This window comes from Pyxidicoccus xibeiensis, from assembly GCF_024198175.1.
GTDB lineage: Bacteria > Myxococcota > Myxococcia > Myxococcales > Myxococcaceae > Myxococcus > Myxococcus xibeiensis.
Genome location: NZ_JAJVKV010000003.1, coordinates 931,337 through 948,015, shown reverse-complemented (window position 1 = coordinate 948,015; position 16,679 = coordinate 931,337). Strand labels below are relative to the sequence as shown.

14 protein-coding genes are annotated in these 16,679 nt (G+C 70.5%); 2 read left to right on the top strand and 12 right to left on the bottom strand.

The genetic code is table 11. The features are described 5' to 3' along the window. Nucleotides 1–46 precede the first annotated feature (46 nt). The gene (gene acnA / locus LXT23_RS16745; RefSeq protein ID WP_253981159.1) at nucleotides 47–2,785 is read left to right on the top strand and encodes an aconitate hydratase AcnA; all 2,739 of its coding nucleotides are present in this window, start codon (nucleotides 47–49) and stop codon (nucleotides 2,783–2,785) included. A gap of 70 nt (nucleotides 2,786–2,855) precedes the next feature. Here the strand turns inward: acnA and LXT23_RS16740 are convergent, their stop codons facing one another. The 8 genes from LXT23_RS16740 to LXT23_RS16705 all read right to left on the bottom strand — a co-directional run bounded on the left by LXT23_RS16740 (nucleotide 2,856) and on the right by LXT23_RS16705 (nucleotide 11,923). Further along, entirely contained in the window at nucleotides 2,856–3,278 is a 423-nt protein-coding gene (locus tag LXT23_RS16740) for a GTP pyrophosphokinase (RefSeq protein ID WP_253981158.1), read from the bottom strand. A 142-nt stretch (nucleotides 3,279–3,420) separates the two neighbouring features. Then, nucleotides 3,421–7,911 (bottom strand): pilus assembly protein, encoded by a 4,491-nt coding sequence (locus LXT23_RS16735; RefSeq protein ID WP_253981157.1) that lies wholly within the window; start codon nucleotides 7,909–7,911, stop codon nucleotides 3,421–3,423. A gap of 33 nt (nucleotides 7,912–7,944) precedes the next feature. Then, entirely contained in the window at nucleotides 7,945–8,451 is a 507-nt protein-coding gene (locus tag LXT23_RS16730; protein WP_253981156.1) for a hypothetical protein, read from the bottom strand. A 3-nt stretch (nucleotides 8,452–8,454) separates the two neighbouring features. After that, nucleotides 8,455–9,624, bottom strand: coding sequence for a PilW family protein (locus LXT23_RS16725; RefSeq protein ID WP_253981155.1), 1,170 nt, complete (start codon nucleotides 9,622–9,624; stop codon nucleotides 8,455–8,457). Then, nucleotides 9,621–10,178 carry a type IV pilus modification PilV family protein gene (locus LXT23_RS16720; RefSeq protein ID WP_253981154.1) on the bottom strand — a complete coding sequence of 186 codons (558 nt, stop codon included), beginning with the start codon at nucleotides 10,176–10,178 and terminating at the stop codon, nucleotides 9,621–9,623. The genes LXT23_RS16725 and LXT23_RS16720 overlap by 4 nt, the downstream gene beginning before the upstream one ends. Then, a complete protein-coding gene (locus LXT23_RS16715) occupies nucleotides 10,178–10,885 on the bottom strand; it encodes a pilus assembly FimT family protein (protein ID WP_253981153.1) in 708 nt (235 codons plus the stop codon). The genes LXT23_RS16720 and LXT23_RS16715 overlap by 1 nt, the downstream gene beginning before the upstream one ends. Further along, nucleotides 10,882–11,295, bottom strand: coding sequence for a pilus assembly protein N-terminal domain-containing protein (locus tag LXT23_RS16710; protein WP_253981152.1), 414 nt, complete (start codon nucleotides 11,293–11,295; stop codon nucleotides 10,882–10,884). The genes LXT23_RS16715 and LXT23_RS16710 overlap by 4 nt, the downstream gene beginning before the upstream one ends. Nucleotides 11,296–11,545: 250 nt before the next feature. Further along, nucleotides 11,546–11,923 carry a peptide chain release factor family protein gene (locus tag LXT23_RS16705; RefSeq protein WP_253981151.1) on the bottom strand — a complete coding sequence of 126 codons (378 nt, stop codon included), beginning with the start codon at nucleotides 11,921–11,923 and terminating at the stop codon, nucleotides 11,546–11,548. A 256-nt stretch (nucleotides 11,924–12,179) separates the two neighbouring features. On the opposite strand from LXT23_RS16705, the gene LXT23_RS16700 reads away from it, so the two are divergent. Beyond that, nucleotides 12,180–12,875, top strand: a complete 696-nt coding sequence (locus tag LXT23_RS16700; RefSeq protein ID WP_253981150.1) for a pirin family protein — start codon at nucleotides 12,180–12,182, stop codon at nucleotides 12,873–12,875. Nucleotides 12,876–12,954: 79 nt separating this feature from the next. Here the strand turns inward: LXT23_RS16700 and LXT23_RS16695 are convergent, their stop codons facing one another. From LXT23_RS16695 to LXT23_RS16680, 4 genes are all read right to left on the bottom strand, one after another. Beyond that, the gene (locus LXT23_RS16695) at nucleotides 12,955–13,662 is read right to left on the bottom strand and encodes a hypothetical protein (RefSeq protein WP_253981149.1); all 708 of its coding nucleotides are present in this window, start codon (nucleotides 13,660–13,662) and stop codon (nucleotides 12,955–12,957) included. A gap of 77 nt (nucleotides 13,663–13,739) precedes the next feature. Continuing rightward, on the bottom strand, nucleotides 13,740–14,639 hold the full coding sequence (locus tag LXT23_RS16690; RefSeq protein WP_253981148.1) for a histone deacetylase family protein: 900 nt from the start codon (nucleotides 14,637–14,639) through the stop codon (nucleotides 13,740–13,742). 8 nt (nucleotides 14,640–14,647) lie between these two features. Then, complete coding sequence (locus LXT23_RS16685) at nucleotides 14,648–15,214, bottom strand: imm11 family protein (protein ID WP_253981147.1); 567 nt, start codon at nucleotides 15,212–15,214, stop codon at nucleotides 14,648–14,650. Between the two features lie 15 nt (nucleotides 15,215–15,229). Further along, nucleotides 15,230–16,582 (bottom strand): AHH domain-containing protein, encoded by a 1,353-nt coding sequence (locus LXT23_RS16680; RefSeq protein ID WP_253981146.1) that lies wholly within the window; start codon nucleotides 16,580–16,582, stop codon nucleotides 15,230–15,232. Between the last annotated feature and the right edge of the window lie 97 nt (nucleotides 16,583–16,679).

Genomic DNA, 16,679 nt, shown 5'->3' with positions numbered 1-16,679 from the left:
GCCTTAGAAGTCGCCGCATCCTGCGCACGGAAGGACGGCAACGCACATGACCGACAGTTTCGGCACGAAGTCCCAGCTCAAGGTGGGCTCGGCCTCCTACGACATCTACAGCCTGGCCAAGCTGGCCAAGGCCCACCCCGCGGTGGACCGCCTCCCGTTCTCGCTCAAGGTCCTGCTGGAGAACCTGCTGCGCCACGAGGACGGCCGCGTCGTGAAGCGCGAGCACGTGGAGAAGATGCTCGCGTGGGACCCCAAGGCCACGCCGGACGTGGAGATCTCCTTCCACCCCGCCCGCGTCCTCCTCCAGGACTTCACCGGCGTGCCCGCCGTGGTGGACCTGGCCGCCATGCGCGAGGCGCTCGCCTCCATGGGCGGCGACCCGGCCAAGATCAACCCGCGCAACCCCGCCGACCTCGTCATCGACCACTCGGTGCAGATCGACTCCTTCGCCACGTCCGCCGCCTTCAAGGAGAACGCGGAGCTGGAGTTCGAGCGCAACCGTGAGCGCTACGCCTTCCTGCGCTGGGGCCAGAGCGCGTTCAAGGGCTTCGGCGTCGTCCCGCCGGACATCGGCATCTGCCACCAGGTCAACCTCGAGTTCCTCGCCCAGGTGACGTTCCGCCAGGGCAAGACGGCCTACCCGGACACGCTGGTGGGCACCGACAGCCACACCACGATGATCAACGGCCTGGGCGTGGTGGGCTGGGGCGTGGGCGGCATCGAGGCCGAGGCCGCGCTGCTCGGCCAGCCAATCACGATGCTGATTCCCCAGGTGGTGGGCTTCAGGCTCACCGGCCAGCTGCCCGCGGGCGCCACGGCCACCGACCTGGTGCTCACCGTCACGCAGATGCTCCGCAAGAAGGGCGTGGTCGGCAAGTTCGTGGAGTTCTACGGCAGCGGCTTGAAGAGCCTGTCCCTGCCGGACCGCGCCACCATCGCCAACATGGCCCCCGAGTACGGCGCCACCATCGGCTTCTTCCCGGTGGACGAGGAGAGCCTCAACTACCTGCGCTTCACCGGCCGCCCGGATGACGTCGTGGCCCTCACCGAGGCCTACGCGAAGGAGCAGGGCCTGTGGCGCAAGGACGGCGCGCAGGACCCCGTCTTCAGCGACACGCTGGAGCTGGACCTGGCCACCGTGGTGCCCAGCCTCGCCGGCCCCAAGCGCCCGCAGGACCGCGTGCCCCTCAAGGACATGAAGGCCGGCTACGAGAAGTCGCTGGTGGAGATGCTGGCGGCCGGCAAGAGCAAGGGCGAGGACGACGAGGGCGGCGGCAAGGCCAAGGCCCCCGCGGCCGAGGTGCCCCCGGAACGCCTGGCCCAGGCCGTCACCGTGAAGCAGGGCCGCAGCAGCTACCAGCTGGGCCACGGCGCGGTGGTGATTGCGTCGATTACCTCCTGCACCAACACCTCCAACCCGGCGGTGCTGGTGGGCGCGGGCATCCTGGCGAAGAAGGCCGTGGAGCGCGGCCTCAACCCGAAGCCGTGGGTGAAGACGAGCCTGGCCCCGGGCAGCCGCGTCGTCACCGAGTACCTGCGCGAGTCCGGCCTGCTGCCCTACCTGGAGGCCGTCGGCTTCCACGTGGTGGGCTACGGCTGCACCACTTGCATCGGCAACTCGGGTCCGCTGACGGAGCCCGTCGCCAACGCCGTCGTCGAGGGCGACCTCGTGGTGGCCGCGGTGCTCTCCGGCAACCGCAACTTCGAGGGCCGCATCAACCCGCACGTGCGCATGAACTACCTGGCCAGCCCGCCGCTGGTGGTGGCCTACGCGCTGGCCGGCGAGGTGGGGCTGGACCTGGACAAGGAGCCGCTGGGCCTGGACCCCAACGGCCGCCCCGTGTTCCTCAAGGACATCTGGCCCACGGACGAGGAGATCCGGGAGACCATCCGCTCCTCCGTGAAGCCGGACCAGTTCCGCAGCCAGTACGCCAACGCCATGGAGGGCGACGCGCTCTGGCAGCAGCTCCAGGTCAGCAAGGGCTCCACGTTCCAGTGGGACGACACGTCCACCTACGTGCGCAAGCCGCCCTTCTTCGAGAACCTGCCCAAGGACCCGAAGCCCACGCAGGACATCAAGGGCGCGCACGTGCTGGCGCTGCTCGGTGACTCCGTCACCACGGACCACATCTCGCCCGCCGGCAACATCGCCAAGACGAGCCCCGCGGCGAAGTACCTCATGGCCCACGGCGTGGAGCCCAAGGACTTCAACTCGTACGGCGCCCGCCGCGGCAACCACGAGGTGATGGTGCGCGGCACCTTCGCCAACATCCGCCTGAAGAACCTGCTCGTCCCCGGCGTGGAGGGCGGCGTCACCGTCCACATCCCCACCCGCGAGCGGATGAGCATCTACGACGCCTCCATGAAGTACCAGGCGGAGGGCACGCCGCTGGTGGTGCTGGCCGGCGCGGAGTACGGCACCGGCTCCAGCCGTGACTGGGCCGCCAAGGGCACCATGCTCCTGGGCGTCAAGGCCGTCATCGCCAAGAGCTTCGAGCGCATCCACCGCTCCAACCTGGTGGGCATGGGCGTGCTCCCGCTCCAGTTCGAGGCGGGCCAGGACGCGCAGTCGCTCGGCCTCACCGGCCAGGAGAAGTTCGAGATTACCGGCGTCGCGGAGAACCTCGCCCCGCAGAAGAAGCTCACCGTGAAGGCCACGGGCGAGGGCGGCACCAAGGAGTTCACGGCGCTGTGCCGCATCGACACGCCGAACGAGCTCGACTACTACCGCCACGGCGGCATCCTGCAGTACGTGCTGCGCCAGCTCGCCGCCGCCAAGGCCTGAGCCTGACGCAGGCAGCGCCGTAGCACCCGCGGCCCGGAGCGTCCTCAGAGACACTCCGGGCCGTCGTGCTTCAGGGCTCCTTCAGCCGGGCCCAGGCGGCGCGGTAGCGGGCCAGCCGCTCGGCGTCACGGGGCGTCACGGCCGCCAGCCGGCGCACGTCCATGTTGTCCTCCAGGTCCGCCAGCTTCACCCGGCGGGCGAGCGCGTTGGGCCTGAGGCGCTCGACGAAGGCCTCGTACGTCTCGCCGTCGCGGCGGGTGAGGGCGTCCAGCGCGGCGAGGACGTCCTCCGGGTAGCCCAGCCCGCGCAGCCGCTCCAGCGAGTACGGCGTGTCCTCCACCACGTCATGGAGGATGGCCACCGTGCGCTCGGCCTCCGAGTCCAGCCGCATCATCACCCGAAGGGGGTGGAGGATGTACGGCTGGCCGGCCTTGTCGCGCTGGCCGCGGTGCGCCTCCACCGCGAGGGAGATGGCTTCTTCGAGTGCGGGCACGGGGGCCTCCAGGCTCCAGGAGGGCGGCCCCGGCCCCCCTGCACGGCGGGCGGGCCACCCGGGCCTCGTTCTAGCCGCCCAGGCCCGTCCGGCGCGAGGCCCTCCCCGTGGAACGACGAGGGGAGGGCCCGGCCCCGGCCGCTCAGGGCGCGACGGAGGTGCAGCGGGTCGGGTCCACGTGGCGGCACTGGTGCTGCTCGTGGGTCAGCGGCAGCTCGTACACGTTCTGCAGCACGTCGCTCACCTCGGCCACGTCCACGGAGGTCGCCTGGCGCTTGCCGGGCTCCTGCATCACCGAGCTGTAGCGCACCACGCCCTGAGGCGAAATCATCACCGCGGTGGCGGGCTCCGGCGGAGGCGCCAGCACCGTGCGCTCCTGGTAGCGCTGGCCCTCCAGCGAGAGGGCGCAGTTGGGCAGGCCGGTGAGGAAGTCCGCCTGGTAGAAGCGGGCCCGCGCGGCGCTGCTGTCGCAGACGGTGCCGTCCTGCCGCGGGTAGATGACGTTCCACAGCGTGCAGCTCGCCACGGTGGACGCGCCGCCAGCCGTCTTGTGCTCGAGGCCGTCCGTGTACTCCAGCACCCAGCCGGCCCCGTCCGGCGCCGCGCGCGGGCCGGTGCAGACGGACGGCGTGGTGCTGGTCGGCGCGGTGCAGGTGGAGCTCGTCACGTTCACCAGGTCGCCGCCGTCAGGGTCGGCGGACGTGCGGTCCGTCAGCCGCGCGTCGTCGAACTCCTGCGCGGTCTTCGTGCCCGCGGCGGGAGCGGTGAGCTCCTCGCCGAACGTCGGGCCGTTGATGCCGCCGTACACCCGGATGCCGAAGAAGCGGTTCTTCCCCAGGTCCGCGTCGTCGCGCGTGAGCTCCAGGTCCGCGTAGTTGGGCGCCGCGCCGCTGGTGTTGAGGCAGCGGAAGTTGCCGAGCGCGTCCCGTCCGCACTCCACGCGCGCGGAGCTCAGCCCGGTGTAGTCCTGGGGCGAGTCCGGGCAGGCCTTCACGTCGTACTTCTCGAAGCGCGCCGTCACCACCGTCTCGCCCGGGTTGCCGCAGGCGCTCAGGGTGGAGGCGGCGGTGGTGAGCGTGTTCGAGGTGATTTCCCCGGGCGTCCAGTACTGGCGCGCCTGGGTGACGCGGCGGCCGATGCGCTCCACCCGGTAGTCCACGTCCACCTCGCCGCAGCCGTACTTCGCGCAGGCCTGCGGGTTGTCGAAGCGGCAGATGCCGGCCTTGTCGTCCAGCAGCGCGTACCGGTCGCCGGTGCCGATGAGGGCCCGCATGGCGCCCGTGCTCGGCTGGATGCCGATGGAGGGCACGTAATAGAAGGGCCACACGTTGTCGAGGCTGCGCCCGGCGCCCGCCGTGGCGGCGCCGTCGCGGTCCATCTGGAAGGCGCGCGCGGCGCTCCAGTTGGTGATGAGCCCGGTGGAGGTGTCCACCTCGCCCGGCTGCGACATGCGCGCCACCCACAGCTGGCCGCGCATGTCTCCGAAGACGGCCGTGTCGAAGAAGCCGTCCTGGCTCACCTCCTTGCCCACGCCGTAGTCCACCAGCCCCACCGGGGCCACCACGCTGTGGGTGAGGTGCCGGGCCGGCCCGTCCTGCTCACCGCTGGCCGTCGGGTCGTACTCGAACTTCCACCACAGGTTGTCCTGCCGGTTGGGCACCGCCAGGTTCCAGGCGTCCACCACGTACACCCCGCGGCCCTTCTCCAGGCCCGGAGACCAGCCCCCCGACAGCGCCACCACCCACTGCTCCCGCGTCTTCACCTCGTAGCGCTCCACCGCTTCGGTGTCAGTGTCCGCCGCCCGCAGCAGCACCGGGCCGATGGGCGGCGCCTTGGGGCTGAGCGAGAAGAGCGTCTTGCCGAAGAGGGCCGCCTCCGCGGAGGCCGGCTGGGGGAACATCCACCGCAGCTTCGGCGGCTGGAAGCGGCCGGTCCCCGCGTCCACCCGCAGGTCCAGCGCCAGGTAGTGCACGCCGCCGCGGCCTTCGGACACCACCGCCAGCGTATGGAACTCCGAGGACTCCTTGATGTTGTTCAGCCCACCGGAGTTCCCCGAGCCATCCGCCCACACGTCGCGCACCATGATGTCGCCGTCCACGAAGTACTGGTGGCCCGCCGCCAGCTCGTGCAGCCGGGACAGCAGGTCCGGGGGAATGAAGGCCCACTCCTCCTCGCCCGTGCTGGCCGCGTACTCGACGATGGGCAGCCCGCGGTCACACCGCTCCGTCGCGGTGCTGTCGCGGAAGGCGTGCACCATGCCGTCGTTGGCGCCCACCAGCACCACCTTGTCCCGCTTGCGGTAGCGGTCCAGGTACGCCTCGTAGGCATCCACCTCGCGGGTGACCCCGCAGCGGGTGACGGACTCCCTGGCCAGCGGCGTGGGGGCGACGTTCAGGTCGGAGCTGTAGAGGGTGCGGGCACACTGGGTGCTCAGGCCCAGGTCGCACAGGAACTTGTCCATGGGCGGCTCCACCAGCACCGGCGACGAGTGGAAGATGTCGCCCAGCACGGAGCGGCGTACCTCGGTGCGGTTGCCGTTGCCGTTCTCGTCCGCCAGGTCCTGGCCCCGGACGTACTGGATGAGCACGCGCAGGCACAGGTCGTCCAGGAAGGTCTGTCCCTGGAGCAGCGTGCTGATGACGGGGAAGGTGACGCCCACGGCCGTGGCCGCCTGGGCCGGCGTCAGGTTGAGGCCCGTCAGCAGGCTGCCGGGGTCCACCTCCAGCGGCAGCAGCAGCTCCAGCTTCGGGCACACGGGCGTGCCCACCACGCCCAGGTAGGGCTTGAGTCTGTTGCGGTTGGCGACAGTGAACTCGGTGGGCTCGTCTCCCTCACCGAGCCGGCCGTCTCCGCTGTCGTCCAGCGCGGTGTATATCTTCCGGCTGTTGAGCGGCCGGGCCATCAGCACCCGGCGGGCCTCCCAGAACTCCTCGGCCGCGGTCGTCGTGCCGTCCTTGACGAAGCTGCCGGCCGAGTCCTCGACGACGATGTCCCCGTCCTGGTCGACGACGAAGATGTCATCCATGTCGCTGTCGCCGTTCTTGTCCGCGCCTTCGACGAACTCGTTGAACTGGTTGAAGCGCCACAGGTCCCCGCGCCAGGCGCTGCCTGCGGCCGCGGGCGACAGGCGCGGCATCAGCGCGCTCAGGGTGGTGCTGCCCGTCTGGAACGAGGAGATGGCGGCGGCGGAGAAGGCGATGTTGCGGCTCTGCACGTCGTCCACGATGGACTGCAGCGCCGTCTTCAGCTGGCTGGAGTTGGTGGCCGCGAAGAAGCGGCCGCCGCCCACCTCCGCCGTCTTGCGCAGCAGGTTGAGGGCCTGGGTGTTCGTCAGCGCGAAGCCCACGGTGTACGTCGCCACGCGCTGCGTGCCGGTCAGCTCCGGCCGCATGTCGTGGTCCCACATCCACTTGGCGATGCGGTGGATGTGACTCTGGCTGCCGCCGCTGAACTGGCCCTGGCCCGCGGCGGAGCAGTTGTCGCACGGGACGACCTGGTCCCTCACGACCTGCGGCACCTGGGAGTCGGCGTCGTTCGGCTCGTTGGGCTCGCCGTCCGTGAGGAGAATCATGGCGTTGAAGCTGCAGCTGAAGCACGACGAGGCCCGGCCCGGGGACGCCGCGTCGTTGAAGTCCGTGTCGGCCATGTAGCCCCCGCCGAACCAGCCGGGGAACGGGTCGCCGGTGCTGGAGCGGAAGTAATAGCTGGAGCCCCACAGCACCTGCGTCAGGGGCGTGCCGGTGTTGAAGCGCAGGCCGTTGCGCATCTTCACCAGCAGGTTGTCACGGTGGGTGTTGCGCGCCGTGGCCGTGGTGGCGTCGCTGCAGGCGGGGCCGAACTCCGCGAAGCGCACCACGTCCTCGCCGTTCCACGCCTGGATGTTGGTGGCCTGGTTGCTATGGGAGAACGTCATGATGCCGAAGCGCGTGCGCGCCGAATCCCGGATGACCTGGGTGATGACGTTGACGGCCGAGTGGCCGCGCGGAGAGTAGAAGTTGAGGAAGTTGCCCGTGGCCAGGCGGCGGTCCTTCCGCCACTGGAAGTAGCCCCGGGTGGACAGGCAGCTCATGCAGGCGGTCTGGGCACCGACGCTGGCACCGACGAGGTTGGCACACGCGGCGCCTGCGCTGTTGGTGATGACGGTGTTCGGCGGGGGCTGGTCGAACTGCACCGGGTTGTTGCCCATGCCGAAGCTCTCCTGCTCGTTGTCCCCCTCACCGTCGAAGCGGTAGTACCTCGCGGGGTCGAACCAGGGAGAGTTCTGGTTCGTCAGCGACAGCCACAGGCGCGGGTAGGCGACGTTCGGGTCGTAGTTCAGCGCGTTGATGTTCGCCTGGCGGCAGCCCGGCTCGGCGCCGAACCGGTCCTCGTCGTAGCTGTAGTAGCTGTCGTTGTTCCAGCGGATGGGCCAGTACTTCATGGAGCCCGACGTATCCAGGATGATGAGGATGTTGGGCGGGCCGCTGGGGTTGGTGAAGAAGCGCTCGTCGCTGCCGCGCGCGGGGTTGAGCATCGCGTCCAGGCGGGAGGTGGACTGCAGCGAGCAGGCCGCGGCCTGGGCATCCGCGCGCGGCGCGGCCAGCAGCAGGGCCGCGGCCAACAGGAGCGACAGGGAGGTGAGGAGGACCTTCATGGGGGACTCCGGAAAGGGCGGGGGCGGGAGCACTCAGATGCCGAAGCGGAAGACGAACTCGGTCTCGGCCTGGCGGCCGCCGGGCTCGTCACACATGACGACGACGCGGTAGAAGCCACCGGTGCCGGTGCCCTTGCGCAGGGTGTTGGTCGCGTCGCTGACCAGCTTGTTGGCGCCACCGAAGGAGTTGGAGTCCAGCTCCGCCGTCGTCGGCCCGCCATCCGGCGCGTGGGCCGAGCCCAGGTGGCTGGTGCGCATGATGGTGCGGTCCGCTTCCTCCTGGTCGTCCGGCAGCTTCTCCTGGAGGGTCACATCGATGGGGCGGGTGGCGAAGGCGCCATGCGCCTTCAGGCGGGACAGCACGTACTGCCGGGCCGTCTCCGCGCACGCCTCGACGCGCTCGCCGCGCATCTGGGCCACGGCGGCGGCCTGGTTGCGGCCGGTGAAGGTGATGACGCCCACCACCATGGTCAGCAGGACGGCCAGGGCGATGAGGGTGATGACCAGGGCGCTGCCCCGGGAAGGTGCGTAGCGGTTCATGGACTATCCTCCCCCGACGTTCTTCTTGCTGGTGGCGTCGGTGGGGTTGCGGAGGTCGGGGATGAAGAAGGTGCGGGACGTCATGTTGGGCACGCGGATGGACGTCTCCACCGTGGAGCGGAAGAACGCATCCGTGCCGGCGGGCGCCGGCGCGTTGAGCAGCCGCGGCGGCGGCTCCAGCTCCCGGGCCTGGGAGGGCTGCTGGCGCGACGAGCGCACGGTGAGGCCCACGCGCACGGCGCGGATGTTGGCCGGGTGCGCGGTGTAGCGCTCCACCGCGTCGTACTGCGTGTCGTACGTGGGGCGGGTGGGGCCGGTGTTCGGCAGCAGGGCGACGTCCTCGTCACCCAGCAGCCAGCTGGTGCCGGTGCCCTCCGTTGCATCCGGAGCGGCCTGGCCCACGCAGCAGGTGGAGCTCGCGGGGGGCCGGTTCATCTGGTAGGCGACCTGGAAGGACTCGACGTTGGCGACGAGCGGGTCGAAGTCGGAGTCGGCCGCCCAGCCGTGGCGCACCACGAGGTACGGCCGCCCGCCGAACGACTCCACGCGCAGCCGCTTCTCGTGCACCAGCAGCACGAAGGCGGGCCTGTCGGCGTTGGTCAGGCAGGCCGGAAGGGCCGGGCTCTCGGGCACGGCCGTGAGCGCGGCGGTGTTGGCGGTGGCGAGCGCGTCCGCGTTGAGGCGCCCCAGGAAGTACTCCAGGCCGCCGGGGCAGGCCAGCAGCAGCGTCTGCCCCAGGCGAAACCCCTGCCCGAAGGAGGTGCCGGCCTCCAGATTGAGGGTGTACGGGCCGCTGCCGCTCACGTGGCCGCGCCGCAGGTACATGGGGTCCCGGTAGCGGAACGCCAGGTCGTCGGTGATGACGGTGCCCCAGGGCGTGAGGTCCTGGACGAAGTTGTCCTTCGCGTTGCCCGGCAGGCCGGCGGTGTTGAAGTCGAAGGCCAGCGCGGGGTCCAGCCCATAGCCGGCCAGCCGCAGCGTGCGCTTGAGGTAGTCCATCCCCACGCGGCTGCCCTCCACCGTCTGCTTGGAGAGGCTGTTGCCCTGGAAGACGCTGTTGACGCCGATGACCGTGGCGGCCACCGCCAGCAGCACGACGGAGGAGATGGTGGTGCCAATCAGCACCTCCAGCAGCGTGAAGCCCGCGCTGCGTGCCTGGGAGGGCCGCCTCATGGCGTCACCCCGGCGACGTTCTGCCTCGGCTCGTAGACGCCGATGAACTGCTTGACGTAGCGGCGCTGGCCCGCGCTCCGGAAGGACACCACCGCCGCGACGGAGTCGATGTCGCCCAGGGCGTTCCACACCAGGACGCGGCGGTACGCGTCGCGCTCCTCGCTGGAGTAGGCCGGCACCAGGACGGCGTCGGGGGCCACGGCGTCCTCGTAGGCGTCCAGGTCCACCACGCAGGTGCCGGCGATGGACTCCAGGCCCCCCGCCAGCGCGCGCGTCTCCGCGTCGGCGGTGCAGCGGCCGGTGGTCAGCGGCCCTCCGGCGGCCTTCAGCCGGGTGTAGCCGTGGATGTGGATGCCGGAGCGAATCTGCGTGGCGATGGCGCTCGCCTGCGACAGGCGGCGTGCGTCCACGTTCTGCTGGCTGGCGAGTATCAGCCCGGCGAAGACGCCGCTGATGCCGAGCGCGAGCACGGCGGCGGCGGCCATGCCTTCGATGAGGGTGGCGCCGCGCATGGCCGCGCGGCGGCGGGAGGAGGAGTCATTCAGGGGCTTCATCAGCGAGACCTCGAGTCGACGAACCCAGCCGGACCGGAGACTGCGAACAGGAACTCATGCTGGCCATCCGAGGAGACGAGCCCCAGCGACCCGGCTCGCTGCACCGCGCCAGCGCCCGTGGGGACGAACGTCGTGCCCGCGCCGTCGACGAGGCGCGCCGAGCCGTCCTCGCGGAAGACGATGGCGCCGCGCCGCGGGGTGCCCGTGCAGAAGCTGCAAGCCGAGGGCGCCAGCCCGGCGAAGACGCCATCCCAGACGAGCTGGCCCGTGCTGCCGAAGCGCACGCTCCTGCGCGTGTAGTCGTCCATGTAGATGGCATCCACCAGCGAGCCCTGGTCCGGCGAGGGCTCCACGGCTCCCGGGGGAGTGAAGGTGGCGTAGCGCAGATGGCCGGCAGGAGGGGCGCTGGTGCTGCCGAAGTCGCGCCGCCGGTCCTCGACGAGGAACCAGCCCCCTGAGCCCTGTCCGGCCACGCCCTGGTCGTCGATGTCCGGGTAGATGATGAGCCACACCTCCGCCTGACGGTCCACCGCCCGGGCGCGGGCCTCGGACAGCGCGCCGGACAGGTCGGCGGCGGCGTTCTGCGGCCCGGTGCGCACGCTCAGCCGCTCGTACGTGGCGAATGACAGCGCCGCGAGGACGCCGATGATGGCCAGGACGACGGACAGCTCCAGCATCGTCAGGCCGCGCTCGCTCCGGCGGCTCATCGCGCCACCTCCACGCGCACGTGCAGCGGCCGCCGGCCCGTGCGCAGCACCAGCAGCTCCGCGCGGCCCGCGCGCAGCCCCGCCAGCGAGATGAGGTTCGGCTCACCCACGCCCGCGTCCAGCACCTCGGGCGCGTCCACCCTCACGTGCTCGGCGCCCGGCACGTACAGGTTCGCCTGGTGGTCCACCGCCACCCGCACCACCTCGGAGGACGACTCCGCGCGCGCGACCTCGGCGGCGAAGTCCGCCTCCGCCGGCTTCGAGGTGGGGGCCGCGGACGAGGGCTCCGCCAGCACGGCGGGCGCGGCCAGCGTCAGCAGCAGCGGTGCCCACAGCCACCGGCGCGGGCCGGACGCGGAGGGGCGACGGGGGGGCAGGGGGCGCGGAGAGGGGTTCGCGAGCGAGGGCATGGGGGATGTCCTGCGGTGAACATGGCCCCAGGGGCTGGGGCGATAGAGACACAGGGGGTGTTTGTGCACACCTCATGCCTCCACGCCTGCCGCCCTAACCCCGCGTCAATCCAGGCACACCACCGCAATCCCCGCAATTCGTGCAGACCGTAGGGTATGCAACCTCTGCGAGCTCGCAAACTTTACGAACACCGACACTGTCCCTGTCCGTGAGGGCTGGAATCTGTCGCCTCGAAACGGCGGCAACGACTCACCAAATAGACTTGCTATTTCGCAGGGACTTCTTCTCGGAAGTGCGCTTCTTGCCTTCCAGCCGCCGCCGCTTGGAGCCCGCGGAGGGCTTGGTGGCGCGGCGCACCTTGGGCACGAAGGTGAGGGCCTTCAGGCCCTCGCGCAGCCGCTCGAGGGCCACGCCCTTGTTCTGCACCTGGCTGCGGCGCTCGGTGGCGCTGACGGACAGCTCCGTGGGCGGGTGGGTGAGGCGCACGCCGCTGGCGGTGGTGTTGCGGTGCTGGCCGCCGGGGCCGGAGGCGATGAAGTAGTCCACCTCGCAGGCCTTCAGCAGCGCCTCGTCATCCAGGGCGAGGGCGGCGAGCGCGGCTTGTCGGCGTGCGGGCGAGGTGCTCATGGCACCCCTCAACCTAGCCCTCACCGGTGGCCTCGTGCACCGCTGTCGTGCGGCGACTTCACGGGCACGGCCCCTTCCGGCCCTCCGCCCGGGTGCCCGTCCAGCGGCCGGGCAGCTCTCATTCGGAGCCCCTCTCGTATCAGATTGAGAGGGGTTGCCCCGGGTGGAGCGGCGTGCCCCGAGTGATTCCCGGGGGTTGTCACCTGGCCCGGGCGTTGCTCAGGGAGGGCCCGGGACACAAGGAAGAGAGGCAGGGATGATCTACGTCCGCTCCGCTGAAGACAGGGGCCATGCCAACCATGGCTGGCTGGACACGCACCACACGTTCTCGTTCTCGGACTACTACGACGCGGACTTCATGGGCTTCCGCTCGCTGCGGGTCATCAACGAGGACACGGTGGCGCCCCGGCGGGGGTTCGGCATGCACCCGCACCGGGACATGGAAATCATCACCTACGTGCTGGGCGGCGCGGTGGAGCACAGCGACAGCATGGGCACGCGCGCGGTCATCAAGCCGGGCGAGGTGCAGCGGATGACGGCGGGCACGGGCGTGCTGCACAGCGAGATGAACAACTTCGACCAGCCGCTGCACCTGCTGCAGATCTGGATACTGCCGCGGGAGCAGGGCCTGAAGCCCGGCTACGAGCAGAAGGCGTTCGACGCGAAGGAGCGGCAGGGCCGCTTCCGGGTGGTGGCGTCGCCGGACGGGCGTGACGGCTCGCTGACGGTGCACCAGGACGTGGTGCTGCACGGCACGCTGCTGGGCCAGGGGGCGCAGGCGGAGTACGCGCTGGCACCGGGCCGGCATGCCTGGGTGCAGGTGGCCCGGGGCTCGGGCACGCTGAACGGGGTGCAGGTCAAGGCCGGTGACGGCGTGGCGGTCTCCGCCGAGGCGCGGCTGGTGCTCGCCGCGCAGGAGCCCATCGAGGCGCTGCTGTTCGACCTGGCGTGAGCCGGGAGCCGGAGGGCAGGTGTCGGCCCTCCGGTGCTTGCGCCGCGTGCTCCGGGCCGCGCGGCGGCGTCTGGTGGGGCTACGGGCGCAGGTTGACGGTGAAGCCGGTGGTGGCCTGCCGCCCGTCCTCGCTGGTGGCGACGACGGTGGTGGGGATGGGCAGCGGCGTGGCGGAGCGCTCCGTGAAGACGAAGAGGTTGGTGTTCGACTGGCCCGCGGCGATGGTGGCGGCGTCCGCCCGGACGCGGGTGGTGGGCGAGGTGAGCGTCACCGTCACCGGGCCGGTGAAGCCCTCCGCGCGCGTTATCGTCACGGGCACCTGGGTGCTCTGTCCGACGATGAGGTTCACCTGCCTGGGCGCCACGGCGACGGAGAAGTCCGGCTGGGTGGTGGGCAGCGGGAGGATGACGAGGAAGAGGGTGGCGCCGGCCGCGACGTCGTTGGCGGCGTCCTCCGCCAGCAGCTGCGTGCGCTGCATGCCCTGCGCGGTGGTCTCCGCGGCCACCGCGAGGGTGGGGGACGCGGTGATGCTGGTCTCTCCCTCGGGGAGGATGACCTCGGGGGTGAGGGTGACTCCCGCGGGGGCGTTGGCGAGGTTGAGGCGCACCTCGCCCGGGAAGTCCGCCTCGCGGCTCAGCGTGATTTCCAGGGGCGTGGACTCACCGGGCGCCAGGGTGACGGTGTCGGTCGCCTGGATTCCAATTCGGAAGAAGGGCCTGTCGCTCGCGCAGGAGACGGCGAGCATGCAGCCAAGGAGGAAGAGGCTCCGGCGGATGGTGGACATCATGGTCGTGAATCTCCTGGGGAGCCGGCAGCATCGGTCCGACGTGGCGCTTCGGCAAGGCGACCCACGGGCAGGCGTGCTCACCGGAACACCTGTCGCGCGACCTCGTACGTGCCCACGTGCGCGTCGATGGTGGCGGACAAGGGCTTCGCGTAGCCACCGCCGAGGGTGAGCACCGCGGGGAGGCTTCGGTGTCGGGCAGTGGCCAGCACGATGCGGTCGCGCTCGCGCAGGCCTGCGAGGGTGAGGGAGAGCCGGCCCAGCGCGTCCTCGGCGAGCGGGTCCACGCCGGCCTGGAAGAAGAGGATGTCGGCGCCGGCCGTCTCGAGCACCTCGGGGAGGTGGAGGGCGAGCGCGTCGAGGTAGGCGGCGTCCCCCGTCCCGTCGGGCAGGCCCACGTCGCGGTGGGAGGGCTGCTTGCGGAAGGGGAAGTTGTGCTCGCCGTGCATGGAGAAGGTGAAGACGGAGTCATCGCCCGCGAAGATGGCGGCGGTGCCGTTGCCCTGGTGCACGTCGAGGTCGACGACGACGGCGCGGCGGACGGTGCGGGTGGCCTGGAGGGCGCGGATGGCCACGGCGATGTCGTTGAAGACGCAGAAGCCCTCCCCGTGGTCGGGGAAGCCGTGGTGGGTGCCTCCGGCGAGGTTGCCGCCGATGCCGTCCTGGAGGGCGGCGTGCGCGGCCTGGAGGGTGCCGGAGACGGCGGCGCGTGAGCGGGCGAGGAGGCCGGGGGACCAGGGGAAGCCGAGGCGGCGCAGCTCGGCGTCGGTGAGGGTGCCGTGGAAGAAGGCGTCGAGGTAGCGGGGCGTGTGGACGCGCTCCAGGTCCTCGCGGGAGCAGGGGGTGGACTCGGTGAGCCAGCAGTCGGGCACGACGCCGCGCTCCACCAGGGCCTCACGCACGAGGCGGTACTTCTCCATGGGGAAGCGGTGCCCGGGAGGCAACGGGACTTCGTAGCCGTCCGAGTGGAAGACGCGCATGCGGTGGGTCAGACCTCCCTGAACTTCGTGCCGGTGACGTGGGCGCGCTCCAGGGCGTGCTTGATGTCCTCGGAGACGATGAGGGCGACAGTCCAGCCCCAGGGGCGGAAGACGTGGGCGTTGCCGACCTTGGAGGGGTCGATGCGCATGCCGGCGACGACGCGGTACTTGCCGACCTTCTCGGGGCGCCCGTCCTCTGGCTTCCAGTACCGCACCTCCTCGGAAGCCTGGTCGTCGATGCACCGGATGAGCCGGGTGGCGACGACGATGCGGTACGGGTCCGTCTGCCCATCGATGTCCACGGGGAGGATTTGCAGGTCGTCGGAAGCCACCTCCTCAAGGAGGTCCGCCACGTGCGCGCGCACGACGGGAACGTCCATGCCGCCCAGCGTGAAGTCGAGCGGTACTCCGTCTACTTGGAGTGGCATTCGCAGCCGACCGCTGAGCTGCACTGAGTGTCCCTTGGTGAATTGCCAGGGGTTCACTTCTTCGCCGCGCTCGTCGAGCGGCGTGTGGAGATGCCATCGTCCCGGGACGTAGACGTCATCGGACAGGTCGAAGTACCGCTTCGGCATTGAGGATTCCTAGCGTTACTCACTCTTGGTGACCAGCTTGTTGAGCCGGGTTGCGGGCGTGCGGATTTCCACCGCCAGCGCTCGTAGTTCGCCCATCAGTCCCTCCCTGCAATGCTGGATGGTGAGGCAGTCGTCTGTAGCCTCGCGTAGCCGTCTGAAAACCTCCTCGTGATAATCCTGCGGGTGCGGTCCTTTATGTCCTGGAACGCGGACCCTGTTCGCTGGGTCGTCCAGGGACATGCCGGCCCGGTCGAAGAGCCTCTGAAGCTTCGGTGTCCATGGTCCACCGCTGTGCGTGGCGTCCTTCCACTTGTTGGTGGCGATGTGGTGCTCGTGCCCCTCTCCGTCCACCGGGCCTGAAGCAGCGCCATTGGGGTCGCGCGCTGTCGAGGCCACCGCACCGGGGTCCAGCCCGATGGTGATGACGCCGCCCGAAGCCACCTCCACCGAGACCACCTGTCCCGCCGCGGCGAGCCGGAAGCCTCCCTGCTCCGCGCCCACCAGCGCCGCCTGCGCGGAGCCGGGCAGCGTGGGCAGCTTCGCCGCCATCGTCTGCGCCGTGCTGCCGAGCGCCGCCATCGCCAGCATGACGAAGGCGCGCGCGGCGTTCTGGCCCATCACCCTCCCGTACTTCTCTCCCGCATGCTGAAGCTCCTCGAAGGTACTGGCCGCTCTGACTTCCTCGGCGAGGACCCGCCAGCCCTGGACGAGACTCCAGACCGTGTCCCAACCGAGATACGCGACGAGGCCCACCGTGAGGACTGCGGCCACGCCCTTTGAGAAAGGCTCGGGCAGCAGCCACAAGCCGAAGTAGACGACTCCAGTGGTGGCCAGCATGGCAATCACCGCGTCCCTGTCCGTCAGGTCCTCCAGCGCTTCGGCGGTCTCGTCCCACACCGAGTCGATGGCGAAGCGGAAGGCGAGGGTGCGCTTGCCCTCCTCGTCCAACGTGAGCCCCCGGTCCAGCAGGCGGAGGCAGTCGCTGGAGCTGCTCTTTTCCTGGCACCAGCGCTCGTAGGCACGGGCCAGCTTCGCTCCCGCGTCCTGCTGCTCGGGAAGCAGGTGCAGGCTCTGCCGAGGGCGTCCCACGGTGACGATGCCCAGCTTCCCGGCGGAATGCGGGCTCAGGGAGTCGGTGAACAGTCTCAGCGCGGCCCTGCGTGGGCTCTCGGCGATGGAGACGTCGCGCCCCATCCGCTCGATGGTCTCCTCGAACTCCTCCTTGCCCAGTTCGACAGGGGCGCTCTGTGTGCCTGGCGTGAAGACGAGGGCTTCACCCTGCCCGGTCCTCAGCCGCACGCTCCTCGAGGACGTTCCGCACCCGACGAGCGCCACCACCAGCAGCGTCATCAACCCGCGCGCAATCATGTCTTTCCAGGGCCTGACTCGCATGGATGCCGAGTCGGTTTGAAGGCGTTTCCCGCAGCCTACGCCTGAGCTTGAATGCGTGGGATGTCGCCAGCCC